General features: G+C 64.3%; 18 protein-coding genes. 11 read left to right on the forward strand and 7 right to left on the reverse strand.

The genetic code is table 11. The annotated features are described in order from the left end of the window. Window positions 1-86 precede the first annotated feature (86 nt). The 3 genes from ribB (at window position 87) to UP10_RS10645 (ending at window position 3,615) form a co-directional block, all read left to right on the forward strand. The gene (ribB, locus tag UP10_RS10635) at window positions 87-1,163 is read left to right on the forward strand and encodes a 3,4-dihydroxy-2-butanone-4-phosphate synthase (RefSeq protein ID WP_044587307.1); all 1,077 of its coding nucleotides are present in this window, start codon (window positions 87-89) and stop codon (window positions 1,161-1,163) included. 192 nt (window positions 1,164-1,355) lie between these two features. Beyond that, window positions 1,356-2,570 (forward strand): acyl-CoA dehydrogenase, encoded by a 1,215-nt coding sequence (locus UP10_RS10640; RefSeq protein WP_044587308.1) that lies wholly within the window; start codon window positions 1,356-1,358, stop codon window positions 2,568-2,570. A 127-nt stretch (window positions 2,571-2,697) separates the two neighbouring features. Continuing rightward, window positions 2,698-3,615 carry an MBL fold metallo-hydrolase gene (locus tag UP10_RS10645; RefSeq protein ID WP_044587309.1) on the forward strand — a complete coding sequence of 306 codons (918 nt, stop codon included), beginning with the start codon at window positions 2,698-2,700 and terminating at the stop codon, window positions 3,613-3,615. Window positions 3,616-3,726: 111 nt separating this feature from the next. On the opposite strand, the gene UP10_RS10650 is transcribed toward UP10_RS10645, so the two are convergent. Together UP10_RS10650 and UP10_RS10655 are read right to left on the reverse strand one after the other, a co-directional pair. Continuing rightward, window positions 3,727-4,581: a DUF1499 domain-containing protein gene (locus UP10_RS10650; protein WP_044538287.1), complete on the reverse strand. Its 855-nt coding sequence runs from the start codon at window positions 4,579-4,581 to the stop codon at window positions 3,727-3,729. Between the two features lie 279 nt (window positions 4,582-4,860). Beyond that, window positions 4,861-6,489 carry a fatty-acid--CoA ligase gene (locus tag UP10_RS10655; protein WP_044587310.1) on the reverse strand — a complete coding sequence of 543 codons (1,629 nt, stop codon included), beginning with the start codon at window positions 6,487-6,489 and terminating at the stop codon, window positions 4,861-4,863. Between the two features lie 76 nt (window positions 6,490-6,565). Between UP10_RS10655 and UP10_RS10660 the strand changes: the two genes are divergently transcribed. Beyond that, window positions 6,566-7,567 carry an extensin family protein gene (locus UP10_RS10660; RefSeq protein ID WP_044587460.1) on the forward strand — a complete coding sequence of 334 codons (1,002 nt, stop codon included), beginning with the start codon at window positions 6,566-6,568 and terminating at the stop codon, window positions 7,565-7,567. Window positions 7,568-7,689: 122 nt separating this feature from the next. Here UP10_RS10660 and UP10_RS10665 read toward each other — a convergent pair whose 3' ends face one another. Then, entirely contained in the window at window positions 7,690-8,385 is a 696-nt protein-coding gene (locus tag UP10_RS10665; RefSeq protein WP_044538289.1) for a L,D-transpeptidase, read from the reverse strand. A 358-nt stretch (window positions 8,386-8,743) separates the two neighbouring features. Here UP10_RS10665 and UP10_RS10670 point away from each other — a divergent pair, with 358 nt between their 5' ends. Further along, window positions 8,744-9,721 carry a magnesium transporter CorA family protein gene (locus UP10_RS10670; protein WP_044587461.1) on the forward strand — a complete coding sequence of 326 codons (978 nt, stop codon included), beginning with the start codon at window positions 8,744-8,746 and terminating at the stop codon, window positions 9,719-9,721. A gap of 185 nt (window positions 9,722-9,906) precedes the next feature. Beyond that, window positions 9,907-10,128: a hypothetical protein gene (locus UP10_RS10675; protein WP_044587311.1), complete on the forward strand. Its 222-nt coding sequence runs from the start codon at window positions 9,907-9,909 to the stop codon at window positions 10,126-10,128. Window positions 10,129-10,247: 119 nt separating this feature from the next. Here UP10_RS10675 and UP10_RS10680 read toward each other — a convergent pair whose 3' ends face one another. After that, window positions 10,248-11,000: an SDR family NAD(P)-dependent oxidoreductase gene (locus UP10_RS10680; protein ID WP_044587312.1), complete on the reverse strand. Its 753-nt coding sequence runs from the start codon at window positions 10,998-11,000 to the stop codon at window positions 10,248-10,250. 67 nt (window positions 11,001-11,067) lie between these two features. Beyond that, window positions 11,068-11,709 (reverse strand): pyridoxamine 5'-phosphate oxidase, encoded by a 642-nt coding sequence (gene pdxH, locus UP10_RS10685; protein ID WP_044587313.1) that lies wholly within the window; start codon window positions 11,707-11,709, stop codon window positions 11,068-11,070. A gap of 105 nt (window positions 11,710-11,814) precedes the next feature. Here pdxH and UP10_RS10690 point away from each other — a divergent pair, with 105 nt between their 5' ends. Both UP10_RS10690 and UP10_RS10695 read left to right on the forward strand, forming a co-directional pair. Next, a complete protein-coding gene (locus UP10_RS10690) occupies window positions 11,815-12,225 on the forward strand; it encodes an RT0821/Lpp0805 family surface protein (RefSeq protein WP_197086779.1) in 411 nt (136 codons plus the stop codon). Window positions 12,226-12,365: 140 nt separating this feature from the next. After that, window positions 12,366-13,319 (forward strand): DnaJ C-terminal domain-containing protein, encoded by a 954-nt coding sequence (locus UP10_RS10695; protein ID WP_044587315.1) that lies wholly within the window; start codon window positions 12,366-12,368, stop codon window positions 13,317-13,319. Window positions 13,320-13,696: 377 nt separating this feature from the next. Here the strand turns inward: UP10_RS10695 and UP10_RS10700 are convergent, their stop codons facing one another. Beyond that, window positions 13,697-14,461, reverse strand: coding sequence for an anti-sigma factor family protein (locus tag UP10_RS10700; protein ID WP_044587316.1), 765 nt, complete (start codon window positions 14,459-14,461; stop codon window positions 13,697-13,699). Window positions 14,462-14,549: 88 nt separating this feature from the next. After that, window positions 14,550-15,038 (reverse strand): sigma-70 family RNA polymerase sigma factor, encoded by a 489-nt coding sequence (locus tag UP10_RS10705; protein WP_044587317.1) that lies wholly within the window; start codon window positions 15,036-15,038, stop codon window positions 14,550-14,552. A 205-nt stretch (window positions 15,039-15,243) separates the two neighbouring features. On the opposite strand from UP10_RS10705, the gene fabI reads away from it, so the two are divergent. The 3 genes from fabI (at window position 15,244) to aroC (ending at window position 17,934) form a co-directional block, all read left to right on the forward strand. After that, the gene (fabI, locus tag UP10_RS10710; protein WP_044587318.1) at window positions 15,244-16,062 is read left to right on the forward strand and encodes an enoyl-ACP reductase FabI; all 819 of its coding nucleotides are present in this window, start codon (window positions 15,244-15,246) and stop codon (window positions 16,060-16,062) included. A gap of 12 nt (window positions 16,063-16,074) precedes the next feature. Next, window positions 16,075-16,674, forward strand: coding sequence for a histidine phosphatase family protein (locus tag UP10_RS10715; protein ID WP_044587319.1), 600 nt, complete (start codon window positions 16,075-16,077; stop codon window positions 16,672-16,674). 171 nt (window positions 16,675-16,845) lie between these two features. Continuing rightward, a complete protein-coding gene (aroC, locus tag UP10_RS10720; protein ID WP_044587320.1) occupies window positions 16,846-17,934 on the forward strand; it encodes a chorismate synthase in 1,089 nt (362 codons plus the stop codon). Window positions 17,935-17,966 lie beyond the last annotated feature (32 nt).

The raw sequence follows: 17,966 nt of genomic DNA on the forward strand, positions 1-17,966 counted from the left end.
ACGCATGGCGGGTTGCATAATGATACTGGCGCGCGGTTCGGAACCCGGCTAATCCACTGCCTGCAAATAAATGAGATGTCAGGACAATGGCCGATACGATCCAGGAAGTGCTGCAAGCCTTTGCGAGGGGCGAACTCGTTGTCGTCACCGACGATGACGATCGGGAAGGCGAGGGCGATCTGATTGTCGCGGCGTCGTTCTGCACGGCGGAGAAGATGGCCTTCATCATCCGCCACACCTCGGGCATCGTCTGTGCGCCGATCACGAGCGAGGACGCGCGGCGGCTGCGGCTCGATCCGATGGTGGCGCACAACGAGTCCAACCACACCACGGCCTTCACCGTGTCGATCGACTACAAGCCCGACGGCGGCACCGGCATTTCGGCCGAGGAGCGCGCCTCCTGCTGCCGCGCGCTCGCCAATCCCAATGCCGGCGCCAACGACTTTGCGCGCCCCGGCCACATCTTCCCGCTGATCGCGCGCGACGGCGGCGTGCTGTTGCGCTCCGGCCATACCGAGGCCGCGGTCGACCTCTGCAGGCTGTCTGGCCTGCCGCCGGTCGGCGTCATCAGCGAGCTGATGAACGACGACGGCACCGTGATGAAGGGCGCGCAGGTCGCGAATTTCGCCGCCACTCACAAGCTCAAGCACGTCACGATCGCTGACATGATCGCCTATCGCCAGGCGCGCGAGAAGCTGATCGAGCGTGTCGCGACCTTCACCACCGAGAGCCCGATCGGGCCGCTGCAGGGCTATGCCTACCGCTCGCCGTTCGACGAGATCATGCATGCCGCCTTCGTCTATAACGGCATCGGCGACGGCAAGAGCGTGCTGACACGGCTGCACAAGCCCAACATCGTGAAGGACCTCTTCACCGGCCCGGCGCGGATGGAAGCCGTGCTGCGGCAGTTCAAGACGGCCGGCCGCGGCGTGCTGGTGTATTTACGCGATGGCGCCGCCGGCGTTCCGGTCCAGCCCGTCGGCGAGGCGAAGAGCGCGGAGGCCGACCGCAACAAGCAGTGGCGCGAGGTCGGTGTCGGCGCGCAGATTCTGCGCGATCTCGGCGTCACCTCGATCCGCCATTTGACGTCGTCGGTGCACGACTATAAGGGCCTGTCCGGCTTCGGCATCGAGATCCTGTCCAACGAGAAACTCGAGACTTAGTAATTGTCATTCCGGGGCGATGCGTGAGCATCGAACCCTCAGGTGCGCAGTTGCGCACCGAGAATCTCGAGATTCCGGGTTCATCGCTGCGCGATGCCCCGGACTGACAATGATCCCAATTCAATTGCGCTTTGCAGCATAGCGCTTTAATTTATCCGCCAAATTCTGAAGACAGATGCGAAAGGAAGTTTCATGAGCGTGCGCCCCCAGGCCAAGGACAAACCGGCTGCGGCCAGCTTCCAGTGGGATGATCCATTCCTGCTCGACGACCAGTTGACCGAGGACGAGCGCCTGATCCGCGACACTGCGCGGGCCTATGCGCAGGACAAGCTGGCGCCGCGGGTCACCAAGGCCTATCTGGACGAGAAGACCGACCGCGAGATCTTCAACGAGATGGGCGAACTCGGCCTGATCGGCGTCACGCTGCCCGAGGAATATGGCTGCGCCCATGCGAGCTACGTCGCCTATGGCCTGGTGGCGCGCGAGATCGAGCGCGTCGATTCCGGCTATCGTTCGATGAACTCGGTGCAGACCTCGCTGGTGATGTATCCGATCTACGCCTATGGCGACGAAAACCAGCGCAAGACATATCTGCCCAAGCTTGCGACCGGCGAATGGGTCGGCTGCTTCGGCCTGACCGAGCCGGACGCTGGTTCCGATCCTGGCGGCATGAAGACCCGCGCCGAGAAGGTCGCCGACGGCTACAGGCTCAACGGCAGCAAGATGTGGATTTCGAACGCGCCGATCGCCGACGTCTTCGTGGTCTGGGCCAAATCGGCCGCGCATGACAACCAGATCCGCGGCTTCATCCTGGAAAAGGGTATGAAAGGCCTCTCGGCGCCGAAGATCGACGGCAAGCTCTCGCTCCGCGCCTCGATCACCGGCGAGATCGTGATGGACAATGTGGTGGTGCCGGAAAGCGCGCTGCTGCCCAACGTTTCCGGTCTCAAGGGGCCGTTCGGCTGCCTCAACCGCGCCCGCTACGGCATCTCCTGGGGCGCGCTCGGCGCCGCCGAGGACTGCATGCACCGCGCCCGCCAATACACGCTCGACCGCAAGCAGTTCGGCCGGCCGCTCGCCGCCACCCAGCTGGTGCAGAAGAAGCTCGCCGACATGGAGACTGAGATCGCGCTCGGCCTGCAGGCCTCACTGCGCGTCGGCCGCCTGATGGACGAGGGCAAGATGGCGCCGGAGATGATCTCGATCGTCAAGCGCAACAATTGCGGCAAGGCGCTCGACATCGCCCGCGTGGCGCGCGACATGCACGGCGGCAACGGCATCCAGATCGAATATCACGTGATGCGCCACGCCGCGAACCTGGAAACCGTGAACACCTACGAGGGCACCCACGACGTCCACGCCCTGATCCTCGGTCGCGCGATCACCGGCATCCAGGCGTTTTCGTAAATCCTTGCATCGTCATTCCGGGGCGCGCGAAAGCGCGAACCCGGAATCTCGAGGTTCTCAGGTGCGCAATTGCGCACCATAGTTCGTCCTGCGGACGCCCCGGAACGACGTTGGAGTAGTCACCCCCATGGCCGACAACGACGACATCCCGTTCAACCGCGACTTCCCGCTGAAGCCCGGCGTGGTCGAAGAAATCCGCCCCGGCGTGCGGCGCGTCCTCTGCAACAATCCGAGCCCGTTCACCTTCACCGGCACGGTCAGCTACATCGTAGGCACCGGCAAGGTCGCGATCATCGATCCCGGTCCCGATGACGAGGCGCATGCGAAGGCGCTGCTCGATGCGGTCAAAGGCGAGACCGTGACGCATATCCTGGTCACCCACACCCATCGCGACCATTCGCCGAACACGCCGCGGATCAAGGCTGCGACCGGCGCGCCCGTCTATGCCGAGGGCCCGCACCGCGCCTCGCGGCCGCGCTTCGAGAGCGAGAAGCACAATCCGGAATCCGGCGCCGATCGCGATTTCCGCCCCGACGTGCAGATCAAGCACGGCGACGTCATCGAAGGTGCAGGGTTTGCACTGGAAGCGGTCGCCACCCCCGGCCACACCGCCAATCATCTGGCGTTTGCCTGGGGCGAGCGCAGCATCAACTTCGTCGGCGACCATGTGATGGGTTGGTCGACCTCGATCGTGGCGCCGCCCGACGGCTCGATGATCGACTACATGGCCTCGCTGGAGCGGCTGGAGCAGCGGCCCGAGCAACTATACTTCTCAGGCCATGGTCCGGAGATTCCGGAAGGCCCGCGCTTCGTCCGCTTCCTGACGCGTCATCGCCGCGCGCGCGAGACCTCGATCCTGCATCGGCTCGGCAAGAGCGAGGCCGACATCCCGACCATGGTGCGCGCGATCTATATCGGCCTCGATCCGCGGCTCGCCAATGCCGCCGGCTATTCCGTGCTGGCGCATCTGGAGGATCTGGTTGCGCGCGGGATCGTGGCGACGGACGGCGATCCGGTGATCGGTGGGACGTATAGATTGGCGTAGGGGGCGGAGCTCTACCCAAACGTCATTCCGGGATGGTGCGTGAGCACCAGACCCGGAATCTCGAGATTCCGGGTTCATCGCTGCGCGATGCCCCGGAATGACGCTGGCGCGTCATTTCTTCACCGTCTTGGCCGCCGGTGCCTTCGGCGCGGCCGGCGGCTTCTTTGCCGGCTTGGCGTTGTCATTGTCGACCGCGGTATTGATATCGTCGATCAGTTTCTTCACCCGTGCGGCATTGCTGCCGAGATCGGTATCGAAATAGCGCGAGGCGGAGCGGATATCGACCCGCGAGTCGTCGCCGTCGGTCGTGACCCGGATCGAAATGTCCTCGCGGAAACCCATGATCGGCGTCCGCGCCACCGCCTCGATCCGGCCGATGCGGCGCGGCAGCTGCGGCGCGCGCTCGTCGATGACCAGCCATTTGCGGCGGTTGACCAGCCGCAGCGTCGCCTCATAGGCGCGGTCGACCGGAACCTCGAGTTCGACGGTCTCGATATCGGGGTAGGCGAGGCGCTGCCGCTCAGCCGAATAGAGGCCGGCATAGGCGGCCGGATTGGTGCCTTCGCCGGTACGCAACCGCGCCAGCGCCTCGAACTTCGGCGGGTCGATCGGATCGGTGGTGATGTCGTAGATCCGCGGCAGCTTGCGGTACTGATAGGTCAGGTAGGCGGGGTAGGCGAGCACGACGACATCGATCATCAGTGCGAGCAGGATCCGGCCCATGCCGCGGGTGCCGTTCTGCCAGATCGCGGCGAAGGCAGCGAGGCCGACCAGCATCGACAGGCCGGCGCAGCCCAGCGCGCCGAAGAACGTCATTAGCGCCGGCTTCACCTCGAGGAAGCCGAAGCGGACGATGATGATCGAGACCGCGACCGCGACGACGGAGAAGATGGCGAGGTTGCGCGACCAGGTGGCGAGACCGGACACGGGCTCCTGCTGGTAGGGAGCGGAAAACCTGCGCGCCATCGTCGAAAAATCTGCCGGTTGCAATGTGCCGGGCGACCAATGCCGCCGAGACCTGCCCGTGTGAGACCATGGACCTGCGGCAAATTCAAGGGAATATGGGCAGTCTTCACCCTCCCCTGGAGGGGGAGGGTCGACGCGAATGAAATGAGCGGCGGGGTGGGGTGACGGTCTCTCCGCGTCCAACAGTACCGATGTGGAGAGATCACCCCACCTCGGTTCCCATTCCGCTACGCTCCATGCGAACCGATCCTCCCCCTCCAGGGGAGGATAAGAAAGCCGTCACGCCGCAGCGGTCGGGAAGCTGTAGTCTTTGAACTGGTCGCGCAGCGCGGTCTTGAGGATCTTGCCGGTCGCGGTGTGCGGAATGCCGTCGACGAAGGCGACATCGTCGGGCATCCACCATTTTGCGATCTTGCCGTCCATGAACTTCAGGATGTCCTCGCGCGTGGCATTCTGGCCCTGCTTGAGCTGCACGATCAGAAGCGGCCGCTCGTCCCATTTGGGGTGATGGACGCCGATCACCGCGGCTTCCGCGACCGCCGGATGGCCGACGGCAAGGTTCTCGAGATCGATCGACGAAATCCATTCGCCGCCGGACTTGATCACGTCCTTGGAGCGGTCGGTGATCCGCATATAGCCGTGTTCGTCCATCGTCGACACGTCGCCGGTGTCGAAAAAGCCTTCCTCGTCGAGGATGTTGGCATCGACCCGGAAATAGGCCTTTGCGATCGCGGGGCCAGAGACCTTGAGCCGCCCGAAGGTCTTGCCGTCCCACGGCAGCTCCTTGCCGGCATCGTCGGTGATCTTCATCTCCACGCCGTATGGCGGGTAGCCCTGGGTCTGCAGGATGTCGAGCCGTTCCTCGCCGGTGCGTGTGTCGAACGGCGGCTTCAGGGTCGCGAGGGTGCCGAGCGGGCTCATCTCGGTCATGCCCCAAGCGTGGCGCACCTGGCTGCCCATGTCGAGGAAGGTCTTGATCATCGAGCGCGGCATCGCCGAGCCGCCGCACACCACCATCTGCAAATCCGGCAGCTTGAGGTTGTTGGCGGCCATGTGCTGTAGAAGCATCAGCCACACCGTCGGCACGCCGGCGGTGTGGGTGACCTTCTCGGTTGAAAGCAACTCATACACCGACGCGCCGTCGAGCTTCGGGCCGGGCATCACGAGCTTGGTGCCCATCGAAGGCGCGGAGAAGGCGATTCCCCAGCTGTTGGCATGGAACAACGGCACCACCGGAAGCATTGTGTCTGCGGCGGAAGTGCCGAGCGCGTCCTTCGAGTTGGCCATCAACGCATGCAGCACGTTGGACCGGTGCGAATAGAGCACGCCCTTGGGATCGCCCGTCGTGCCCGACGTGTAGCACATCGCCGCCGCGGTGTTCTCGTCGAAGGTCTTCCACTGGAACTTGCCGTCGGACGCCGCGATCCAGTCCTCATAGGCGACCGCGTTTTTCAGCGTGGTCTGCGGCATATGCGCCTTGTCGGTCAGCACCACGTAGCGCTCGACGCTCGGCAGCTGGCCTGCGATCTTCTCCAGCACCGGAACGAAGGTGAGGTCGGTGATGACGATGCGATCCTGGGCGTGGTTGACGATCCAGGCGATCTGTTCCGGGAACAGCCGCGGATTGACGGTGTGGCAGATCGCGCCGATCCCCATGACGCCGTACCAGACCTCGAGGTGGCGCCAGGTGTTCCAGGCGATAGTGGCGACGCGGTCGCCGAGCTTGATGCCATCGCGTTCCAGGCTCTGCGAGACTTTCAGTGCGCGGGCGTGGATTTCGGCGTAGTTGGTGCGATGAATCGGACCTTCGACCGACCGGGTCACGACCTCCTGCGTGCCGTGATATTTCGCGGCGTGCTCAATAATCTTGTGACACAGCAACGGCCAGTCTTGCATCAAGCCAAGCATACGCACACTCCTCCTCGATCCTCGCGCATGATCCACCGGCATCTTGGGCGGCCGGTAGTGACATCACGGAATTGACATGAACTGTAGCGCGGAGAAAGCAAGCCGAAAATGGGCTGATGGCGCGTTTCGCCGCGGGGGCGCGGCAATGGTTACCGCTGCCATGGCCCTGCTCTGGCTTGGCATGCAGGCCGAGCCGGCGGAGGCGGCGCGCCGGCCGGTGGCCTTTCCCTGGGATGACCTGTTTGGCCGGCCGACGAAGCCGCGGGCCACCGCGCGCCACGTGGTGCCGCTGCCCAAGCCCCGCCCGGCCGAGGCACCGGCGGCGACCGAGGAGCCTGCAGCCGAGACGCAGGCGCCGGCCGGGACGGCCGGCCCTCCGGAGACCGCCAAACCCGCCGAGGCAGTGAAGCCTGCCGAGCCCCCGGCGCCTGCCGCGGCTCAGCTCTCGGCCTGTCGGCAGGCGCTGACCGAGGAGATCGCGATCGCGCCAAGCATTCCCGACATCCATGGTGCCGGCGGTTGCGGCGGCGAGGATCTGGTGCGGTTGGAAGCGATCGTGTTGCCGGACAAGCGGAAGGTCGCGGTGACGCCGGCGGCGATCCTCCGCTGCAAGATGGCAGCCGCAATCGCCGACTGGGTTCGATCCGACATCGCACCGATCGCGCAGGGGCTGGGGAGTACGATCAGCGGCCTCGACAATTTCGACTCGTTCGAGTGCCGCGGCCGCAACCGCGTCGTCGGCGCACTGCTCTCCGAGCATGGCCGCGCCAATGCGCTCGACGTCCGCGCCTTCAAGCTCGCCAATGGCACGTCGATCTCGCTGACCGATCGCAGCGTGCCGCGCGTCTTGCGTGCGAGCGTGCTGCGTTCGGTCTGTGCGCGTTTCTCCACCGTACTCGGCCCGGGCTCGGACTGGTACCACGAGGACCACATCCATCTCGACCTGATGGAACGGCGCAGCAATTACCGGATCTGCCAGTGGAACGTGTACGACCCGTTGCCGCAGACGGCACCGCTGTTGCCGGCCGAACGCCCGGAGGAGGCGCCGCCGCGGGAGGTGGCGAAGAAGGGCGAATAGGGAATGGCGAATAGAGCAGTGGCTGCTCTCCCTTTCTACTTGCTACTCGCCAGCATACGCGACCAACGAAAAAGCGCCGGCAAAACCGGCGCTTTTGAATGCGTTCGTGATAGCCTGACGGATCAGTAGGCCGTGGCTCCGGCGCCCGTGTTATTGCCGCCGCCGCCTTGCAGCGCCATCTGCGAATTGTACGGCGAGTCGCCGTGCTTCGGCTCCAACACCACCACAACAGTGCCGATCTTGACACGGTTGTAGAGGTCGATGGCATCCACGTTGGTCATGCGGATGCAGCCCGAGGAGATCGAGGCGCCGATATATTCCGGCTGGTTGGTCCCGTGAATGCGGAACAGCGTGTCCTTGCCGCCCGAGTAGAGGTACATCGCACGCGAGCCCATCGGATTGTCCGGACCCGGTGCCACGAAGGTGGGAACGCCGAGGCGGGAGATTTCGCCGGGGGTCGGATGCCAGGCCGGCCACTCGGTCATGCTGCCGACCTTGGCGATGCCGGACCAAGCCATCGCTTCTTCGCCGACGGTGATGCCGTAGCGGATCGCCTTGCCGTCATTCAGCACGTAGTAGAGGTAGTGGTTGTCGGAATCGACCACGATCGAGCCCGGGACTTCCTTGCGGTGATATTCGACGATGGCGCGACGGAACGGCTCAGCGACCGGCGTCTGGACGAAGCTGCTCTTGGCCAGCAGTTCCTTGTCGTGCGGCTTGAAGGTCGAGGTGTTGGTTGCCTCATAGGTCGTGGCCTGCATACAGCCCGACAACATCAGGCCCGCGGCCAGAATTCCGAAAGTAACTTTGAGCGACATGATACGGTCCAATCGAAAACCCGCGCCCTAAAGCGCCATTATTGCGCCCCAAACGCCACGATTCCAGTAATGGCATTATCGCCGAAACCCCTCATTATTCCCAGCGTTTAGATGCCCCTCCCGCGCTGCGGGACATGCTCTGTGGCTTTTTTGCCGCAAGTTTCTGGTGCCGGGCCGAATTTTGTGCAAACAGGCAACGGTCGCCGAACTGGCGCCACGTCACCGCCACCTGGCCGCCACAAATATGGATGCCCGGTTAATCCGCCGGTCATGAAGCGCTTGCCAGAATCGCGCTAAGTCCCAAGGACCTGTCTGTCGCTTGCCTCCCTGCCTGCCCGCCTGTTTCGTGGAGTTCCTGATGCTATCGGTGTTCGTCCCTTCCGATGTCTCGCTCAAGAAGGCCGCCGTGGGCGACCTCGCGGCACTGCCCGATACCGCGGTCTGGGTCGATCTGGTGAACCCGACCGGGGAGGAGGACCGGGCGGTCGAGAGGCTGGCAGGGATTGCAGTTCCGACCCGGGAGGACATGCAGGAGATCGAGATTTCCAGCCGCCTCTATATCGAGAACGGCGCGCGCTACATGACGGCGACGCTGATGTGTCAATCCGACACCGACATGCCGCGCACGACGGCCGTCACCTTCATCCTGTCGGGCCACCGGTTGGTAACGGTACGTTACGACGCACCAAAACCGTTCGCGCTGGTCGAGAACAAGCTGGCGCGGGCCTGCGCGCCTGGGATCACCGGCGAGATGGTGCTGGTCGAGTTGCTCGATGCCGTGATCGACCGCTGCGCCGACATTTTGGAACGCGCCGGCGCTGACGTCGATCAGGTCTCCCACGACATCTTCGAGCCCGAAAGCGAGCGCCACGGCCACGCCAAGCAATATTCGCAGATCCTGATCCAGATCGGCCGCAAGGGCGATTTGACATCGAAGGTCCGCGAGAGCCTGGTCTCGATCGGTCGCGTCGTGACCTTCCTCTCAGCGGTCATGGAAGGCATGAAATGGTCAAAGGACATGCGCGAGCAACTCAAGACCATGCAGCGTGACGTGGCCTCGCTGACCGACCACGCGTCCTATCTCTCCAGCAAGATCACCTTCGTGCTCGATGCCATGCTCGGCGTCGTCAATCTCGAACAGAACAACATCATCAAGCTGTTCTCGGTGATGGCTGTCGTGTTGATGCCGCCGACGCTGATCGCCTCGATCTACGGCATGAATTTCAAGGTGATGCCGGAACTCGAATGGGCGCACGGCTATCCGCTGGCGCTGATCATGATGCTGGCTGCGGCGATCGTGCCGTACTGGCTCTTCAAGTGGAAGAAGTGGCTGTAGATAGCGTTTTCGAGCGAAGTGGATACCGGTTCGCGTGAAGAAAACGCGTCAAACAAGAATCCGGGGCGTCACGTTTTGGGATTGGGGCGGCTGCCTCATTTCCTCTGCTAAAATTTGAGCGTTGCGCTGAACGTTTGGGCGAAACTTGTCTGCGATAACGCCCGCCTCGAAGCCGGAGGACAGCAATGGTTGAGAAAATCATAACGCCACGGCGTAACGTCATCGATTTTGCGCGCTATCAACAGGACCGCGCAGGAGGCAAGGTACAGGCGATCTCGCCGAGGCTTTGCCGCTACTGTGACGCTGCGTTGCTCGATGGTGAGAACGAAGACGAATGCTCCAGCGCGTTGAACGACATCGCGCTGCAGCCGCTTGAGAAAAAGCCGCGCAGGTTCTACGCGGATTAGGGGCAGCAGCCTCGTTGCCTCATTGCACCTGCAGTGGAAGCAATCCGGACAGACGGCCGCGGCGGCGGCCGGGATCGCTTCGCAGCAACCTTCCCCCGCAATGACGGCCTATCCAACTCTCAGACGTGCTGACCACCGTTAATGTGGATTTCCGCACCGTTCACGTAAGAGCTGGTTTCCGTACAGAGAACGTAAATGATCTTGGCAACTTCGTCCGGCGTGCCGAGGCGATGCATCGGGATTTGCTGCTCGACGATTTTCTCGGTGCCGGGCGACAGGATCGCGGTGTCGATCTCGCCCGGCGCGATCGAATTGACGCGAACGCCGACGCGGCCGAAGTCGGACGCCATTTCCCGTGTCAGCGAAGCAAGCGCCGCCTTCGAGGTCGCGTAAGCGACGCCGGCGAATGGATGCACGCGCGAGCCCGCGATCGAGGTGACGTTCACCACCGCGCCTTTGGCGTGCTGAAGCTCATCGATCAACCCGCGGGCCAGCATGATCGGTGCGAAGAAGTTGACGCGGAACACGTGCAGCCATGTCTCGACATCGGTGTCCATGGTGCCGAGCCGCGCGCCACCTGGTCCCTTCGGCGAGATCGCCGCATTGTTGACCAGCGCGTGCAACTCGTCGTTCACCAGCCGTTTGCGGATCTCCGAGATCGCGCGAACCGTGTCGTCATGGTCGCCGAAATCGACCTCGATATGATCTTCCGGTCCCGCGCCCCAGGGGCAAATTTCCGGAAAGGCATGCCGCGAGCAGGTGATGACGCGCCAACCGGCGGAGGCAAACCGGATGGCAGTGGCGTGGCCGATGCCGCGGCTGGCGCCAGTGAGGAGCAGGGTACGGCGCGGCGCGTTGGACGGAGGGGACATTGCTTCTTTCAGGTTGGCTTCTTTCAGGTCGGCGTCTTTCGGGTCGGCGTCGTTCAGGCTGTGATCATCACGGATAGAGCCGGACCTTGGACCAGGTCGGACCCGCGCCGTCGTGGCGGAATTCGATGCGGTCGTGCAGGCGGTAGGGACGGTCGTGCCAGAACTCGAAGCATGAGGGTGTGATGCGCCAGCCGCTCCAGCCCGGCGGGCGCGGCACCTCGCCGATCAGATGTTTCGCCGTGACCTTGGCGATCGCCTGTTCGAAAGCAAACCGGCTTTCCAGCGGCTGCGACTGCTTGCTGGCCCAGGCGCCGATCTGCGCCTGTTTCGGCCGGGTGGCGAAATAGGCGTCGGCCTCGGCCTCGCTCACCGGCGTGACGGCCCCGCGGACGCGGACCTGCCGGCGCAGCGATTTCCAGTGAAACAGTAAAGCCGCCTTAGGATTTGCGGCCAATTCGCGGCCTTTGGCGCTGGCAATATGGCTGTAGAAGACGAAGCCATCGGCATCAAAGCCCTTCATCAGCACCATCCGGACGTCGGGCAGGCCGTCGGCATCGACGGTCGAGAGCGCCATCGCGTTCGGATCGTTCGGCTCGGACTTGACCGCTTCCGCAAACCATTCGCCGAACAGGGCGAACGGATCCTCCGCTGCGGTAAAATCACCCGATGTTAACGGTGCCGGGTGTTTGATGGAGGTCGTGTCGGTCATGTCAGGGGTTCCGATTTGCATTCGCCCGCGTCCCAGAACGCGTTATCAGCCCTATATAGGACATGGGCGCGCGTTGGCATATCGGCGATCCGCCCCGCGGGCGCGGTGGTTACATTGATTCTCATCGGCGTCGGTGCGGGCGGCTGCAGCCTGTCGCGCAACGATGCTTTCGCCAAGATGGACGACAAGGATGTGACGGGATCGATCAGCCCGACCAAGGCGAACGCGCAGTTGCCGTCCGAGGGCGATCTCGCCTTCGCCCGCAACGCCGCTTCCGACGTCCTCACCAAGGGCGACAAGGACGCCAGCCAGCCCTGGGAGAATCCCGAGACCGGCGCGCGCGGCTCGGTGACGCCGCTGGCCGAGGCCTATTCGGGCGAGGACGGCCGGACCTGCCGGGACTTCCTTGCGAGCTACGTCAATGGAGCCACCGAGAGCTGGCTGCAGGGCGCCGCTTGCAAGGGTGGACAGGGACGGTGGGAAATTCATAGTTTGAAGCCGTGGAGAAAGTCCTGAGCGGCCGGCCAGCGGCGTCCGTAACTGAATTGGGACGCCGGACCAGTTGCAAAAATGCCACTGAGCCCCCAGATGTAAGCGAAGTGAGCCCAATGGGTTCCGAATTCAGGACTGTTTTTCCCATAAAGGAGACGTGACGGATGCGCGACCCCTATGAGGTCTTGGGGGTGCAGCGGAGCGCCAGCGCCGCGACGATCAAGAGCGCCTATCGCAAGCTCGCCAAGAAGCATCATCCCGACAGCAACAAAAACGACCCGAAGGCGGCTGACCGCTTTGCGGAGCTCAACACCGCCAACGAGATCATCGGCGACGAGGACAAGCGCAAGCAGTTCGACCGTGGCGAGATCGATGGCGACGGCAAGCCGCGCTTCCAGGGTTTTCCCGGCGGCGGCGCGGGTGGCCGTGCCGGTCCTGGTGGATTCGAGTCCCACACGTTCCGCGCCGGTCCGGGTGGCATGGCTGGCGGCGGCTTCGAGGACATTCTCAACAGCATGTTCGGCAACGCCAATCGCGGCGGCGCCCGCACCGGGCGCGCCAGCCCGTTCGAGTTCGAGGGTGGCGGGGTCGGGGTCGACCTCGACCTTTCCGTCGCCATGACTGTCACGCTGGAGGAGTCGGTCAATGGCGGCGAGAAGCGCGTCCGGCTGCCGACCGGGCGCGAGCTCAACGTCAAGATTCCCGCAGGCGTCACCGCCGGCCAGCAGATCCGGCTGAAGGGGCAGGGCGAGACCGCGCAGGGTCATCCGCCCGGCGATCTCCTGATCACGATCTCGATCGCGCCGCATCCGTTCTTCAAGGTCGACGGCAACGATCTCAGGGTCGATCTGCCCGTGACGCTGTACGAGGCGGTGCTCGGCGGCAAGGTTCGCGTGCCGACGCTTGGCAGCGCGGTCGAATTGTCGATCCCGAAAAATACCTCGAGCGGCCGCATTTTCCGCCTCAAGGGCAAGGGTCTGCCGAAGGCAGGCGTATCAGGCGATCTCTACGTCACCACCCGCATCATCCTTCCCGACGGGAACGATGCCGACCTCGAGGCATTGATGCAAACGTGGCGCGATCAACACCCCTACAATCCGCGCAGCGATCTCGGCTGACCGCCGAAAACGCGCTCGAGATGCGAAACTGAGCTGCCCCGGACTTTGCCGGGGTAGACAGACAGCATTGTGAGCGCGTCAAAGGATGACAGGCCGTCGGTCCCGATTCTGCGGCGCGCAGATGTCGGGACGGCGGAGAGAGAAGTGCGGCCTCGAGAGGGGGACCAGCGCGGTACCAAACCCCAATCGAGGCCGCGTGCGCCGATCGGCGGATCGGGCGCGGATCATATTCGCGTGAGCATCCGGTGCGATATTGAGACGCGCCAATGTCGCGATTCGAAATTTTCAATGTCGGAATTGGGACGCTGAGTGAGGCTGGATTCACTCACTGCAATTGCATGCGTCCGGAGCGGCAGATTCCCGTAGAATTACGGGCATCATCCGCCGCTCTTTTCCATCTGGTCGTAGACCGCCTGCGCGACCTGGGTCAGACGCCCGCGGTCGCTGCCGCCTGAGACCACATAGGCGACGCCGCGGTCGGCCCAGAACAGCGCGCCATCGCTGCCATGGACAGAGTAGCGCATCTGCGTCGCCTCGGTCTCCGCCTTTGCGGTGTAGACCGTGAAGCGTTCGCCGGACGTGCTCTCATACATCAGGAACGATGCCGGCCCGCTCGGTCCGGGCAGCAGCCGGCCGCCGACCAGCTTCAGCCCGGCCAACTCCGGCGCGCGGACGTCCCAGCCGCAGCGCTTGGTCAGCCACTGTTGCAAATGGTCACGCTCGCTGCCGGGCACTTCGACGGGATGACGGACCTCGACCACGTAGAGACGATGCGCATCGAGCGCATCGACCGTGAAACTCTGGAAGGTCGACGGCGTGGCAGCCGCGCCGCGGGCGACCCAGCCGGCGCCGCCGCCGGCGATGAAAGCGACCAGCGTTGCCGCGATCGCGCCATAGACCCAGCGCCGCGGCTGGCGCACCAGCCGCTCGATCTCGAGCCGCTTCGGCACCGTCTCGTCCAGCACCTGATCGTAGCGCGCATGCAGCGCCTCGGCCATCGCGCGCCACGACTGCACCCGGGCCGCGTCGTCGGGATGCGCCGCGAGCCACGCCTCGACGTCGCCGCGGCGCTCGGCCGGCAGCTCGTTGTCGACATAGGCATGAAGCTCGTCTTCGGTGACGGGGATGTTGGGATCGGTCATTTCAGTCGTCTCTGCCAAATCCTGTTCAGATATCGTCCAAATCTTGTTCTGATATGCATAACGCTCGCCACTGCGCACCGTGTCATCGTCATTTCACCCGCCTGAGCGCCGGGCGCTCGCCGTCCAGCGACGCCCTGACATGGGCTCGGGCGCGGGCGAGGCGGGACATCACCGTGCCGATCGGCACGCCCTGGATGTCGGCGACCTCGCGGTAGCTCAGTCCCTCCAGCATCACCAGCAGCAGCACCGAGCGCTGCTCCTCCACCAGCGTCGACAGCGCGCGCGCGATGTCGCGCCCCTCCGCCTCGGTGCCGCTGGCATCGGCATTGTTGTCGAGCAACGGCATGATGGTCGGCCGCCGCGCCAGCGAACGCCGGCGGTTCTTGTTCAGATTGGTCAGGATCGTATAGAGCCAGCTCCTGACGTCGCCGCCGAGAAACAGCCGCTCCGAGCGCAGCGCGCGCACCAGCGTATCCTGCACCAGGTCGTCGGCGATGTCGGCATCACGCGTGAGCGCGCGCGCATAGCGGCGGAGCGCCGGGATCATGGCTTCGACACTTTGACGAAACGCGGTCATGCATACCAGTCTTCAGATGGTCTCGGCGCGGATGGTCTTGGCCGCGCCTTGCCAAACATAACACCCAAATTGCGTGACTATTCCGGCTGTGCGGATTTGCGCAACCGGCGTTAGTCGACGCCAATTTGGACTGTACCCGGCCAGAGTGCTGGTGTACCTCCCAGACCGGAAAATTCGCAGCGTGATTGGACACCCGGGAAACCTCATGTCGCAGATGTCAGGGCTGATGCAGGGCAAGCGCGGCGTGATCCTCGGCGTCGCCAACAACCGCTCGATCGCCTGGGGCATCGCGAAGGCATGCCACGCCGCCGGTGCCGAGGTCGCGCTGACCTGGCAGGGCGACGCGCTGAAGAAGCGGGTCGAGCCGCTGGCCAAGGAGATCGACGCGGTCCTGCTCGGCCATTGCGACGTCACCGAAGCTGCGACCATCGACGCGGTGTTCGATGCCGTGAAAGCGCAATGGGGCAAGATCGACTTCGTCGTGCACGCGATCGCCTTCTCCGACAAGGACGAACTCGACGGCCGCTATATCGAGACCTCCGAGGCAAATTTCACCAAGAGCATGCTGATCTCCTGCTACTCGCTGACCGCGGTCGCCCAGCGTGCCGAGAAGCTGATGACCGACGGCGGCTCGATTCTGACGCTGACCTATTACGGCGCCGAGAAGTGGATGCCGCATTACAACGTGATGGGCGTGGCGAAGGCCGCGCTCGAGGCCAGCGTGCGCTATCTCGCCGCCGATCTCGGCGAGAAGAACATCCGCGTCAATGCAATCTCGGCGGGGCCGATCAAGACGCTGGCCTTCGCCGGGATCGCCGATTCCCGCTATTTGCTGAAATGGACCGAGCTGCACGCGCCGATGCGCCGCAACGTGACCATCGAGGAGGTCGGCGACAGCGGAATGTATTTCCTCTCGGACCTGTCGCGCGGCGTCACCGGCGAGGTGCACCACGTCGATTCCGGCTACCACGTCGTCGGCATGAAGCGGCTCGACGCGCCTGATGTCACGCTGGCGAAGGACTAGCCTGCCAGAGCCATGCCGGTGCCCACGATCTATTACATCCGCCACGGTGAGACGTCGTGGAATGCCGAAGGCAGGCTGCAAGGCGTGCAGGACATCGCGCTGAACGATCTTGGCCGCCGTCAGGCGGCCCATGCCGGGCGCATCCTCGCCGATCTGCTCGCCTGCGACGGTCATGACACCGCCGCGCTGTCATTCGTCGCAAGCCCGCTGATCCGGGCGCGGGCGACCATGGAGCTGGCGCGCACCGAGCTCGGCTTGCCGCCGAGCGATTACGCGCTCGATAGTCGGCTGCGCGAGATCGGCTACGGCGCGTGGGAGGGTTCGACGCTGAAGGAGGCGCAAGCCGCCGACCCCGCGCTCTATGCGCGGCGCCAGGTCGAGAAATGGACGATGTCGCCGCCCGGTGGCGAGAGCTACGTCGACGTACAGGAGCGGATGACCGATTGGTACCGCTCGGTCACCTCCGCCACGGTCGCTGTCGCCCATGGCGGCACGGCGCGGGCGCTGATGGTGGCGCTCGGCTTCGAGACCCCGGCAAGTGCCGCGGACCTGAGCATCGAGCAGGGCGCGGTCTATGTGTTCGACGACGGGGACCTGCGGAAATATAGTTAAGAGCGCCGTGTTCCCACACGCCGTCATTCCGGGGCGCCCGAAGGGCGAACCCGGAATCTCGAGATTCCGGGTTCGATGCTTTGCATCGCCCCGGAATGACGGCGTAGTTGTTTGACCGCAGTGCCTCCGCGCGTTACGACAAGTCAGCATTGACGTGCACCCAGCGAGCAAATGTCCTTCAACACCTTCGGCCACATGTTCCGCGTCACCACCTTCGGCGAAAGCCACGGGGTTGCGATCGGCTGCGTGGTCGATGGCTGCCCGCCGCTGATCCCGCTTAGCGTGGAGGAGATCCAGCACGATCTCGATCGCCGCCGTCCCGGCCAGTCGCGCTTCACCACCCAGCGCCAGGAACCGGATGCGGTGAAGATCCTGTCCGGCGTGATGGTGCATCCGGAGACCGGTGTGCAGGTGACGACGGGCACGCCGATCGCGCTGTTGATCGAGAACACCGACCAGCGCTCCAAGGACTATTCCGAGATCAAGGACAAGTTTCGCCCCGGCCACGCCGACTTCACCTATGAGGCGAAATACGGCCTGCGCGACTATCGCGGCGGCGGCCGTTCCTCGGCCCGCGAAACCGCGACCCGCGTCGCTGCCGGTGCGATCGCGCGCAAGGTTATGCCCGAGGTCAAGGTGCGCGGCGCGCTGGTTCAGATCGGCCCGCACAAGATTGACCGCGAGAAGTGGGACTGGGACGAGATCGCCCGCAATCCGTTCAATTGCCCGGACAAGGACAAGGCGGCGTTCTTCGAAAGCTATCTCGATGGTATCAGGAAGAGCGGCTCCTCGATCGGCGCTGTCATTGAGGTCACAGCCGAGGGCGTGCCGGCCGGACTCGGCGCGCCGATCTATGCCAAGCTCGACAGCGACCTTGCCGCGGCGATGATGAGCATCAATGCGGTGAAGGGCGTCGAGATCGGTGCTGGCTTCGGTGCCGCCGAATTGTCCGGCGAGCAGAACGCCGACGAGATGCGGACCGGCAATGAGGGCACGCGGTTTCTGTCCAACAATGCCGGCGGCGTCCTCGGCGGCATCTCGACCGGGCAGCCGGTGGTGGTGCGCTTTGCGGTGAAGCCGACATCCTCGATCCTGACCTCGCGGCGGACCGTGGACCGCAAGGGCGCCGACACCGACATCCTGACCAAGGGCCGTCACGACCCCTGCGTCGGCATCCGCGCCGTGCCTGTCGGCGAGGCCATGATGGCCTGCGTGCTGGCCGATCATTTTCTGCGCGATCGCGGGCAGACCGGGCGCTGACCCCTATATAGTGGTGGTTGCCAGAACGGGCG

Origin of the sequence: Bradyrhizobium sp. LTSPM299 (assembly GCF_000938235.1) — a bacterium.
Taxonomy (GTDB): domain Bacteria; phylum Pseudomonadota; class Alphaproteobacteria; order Rhizobiales; family Xanthobacteraceae; genus Bradyrhizobium.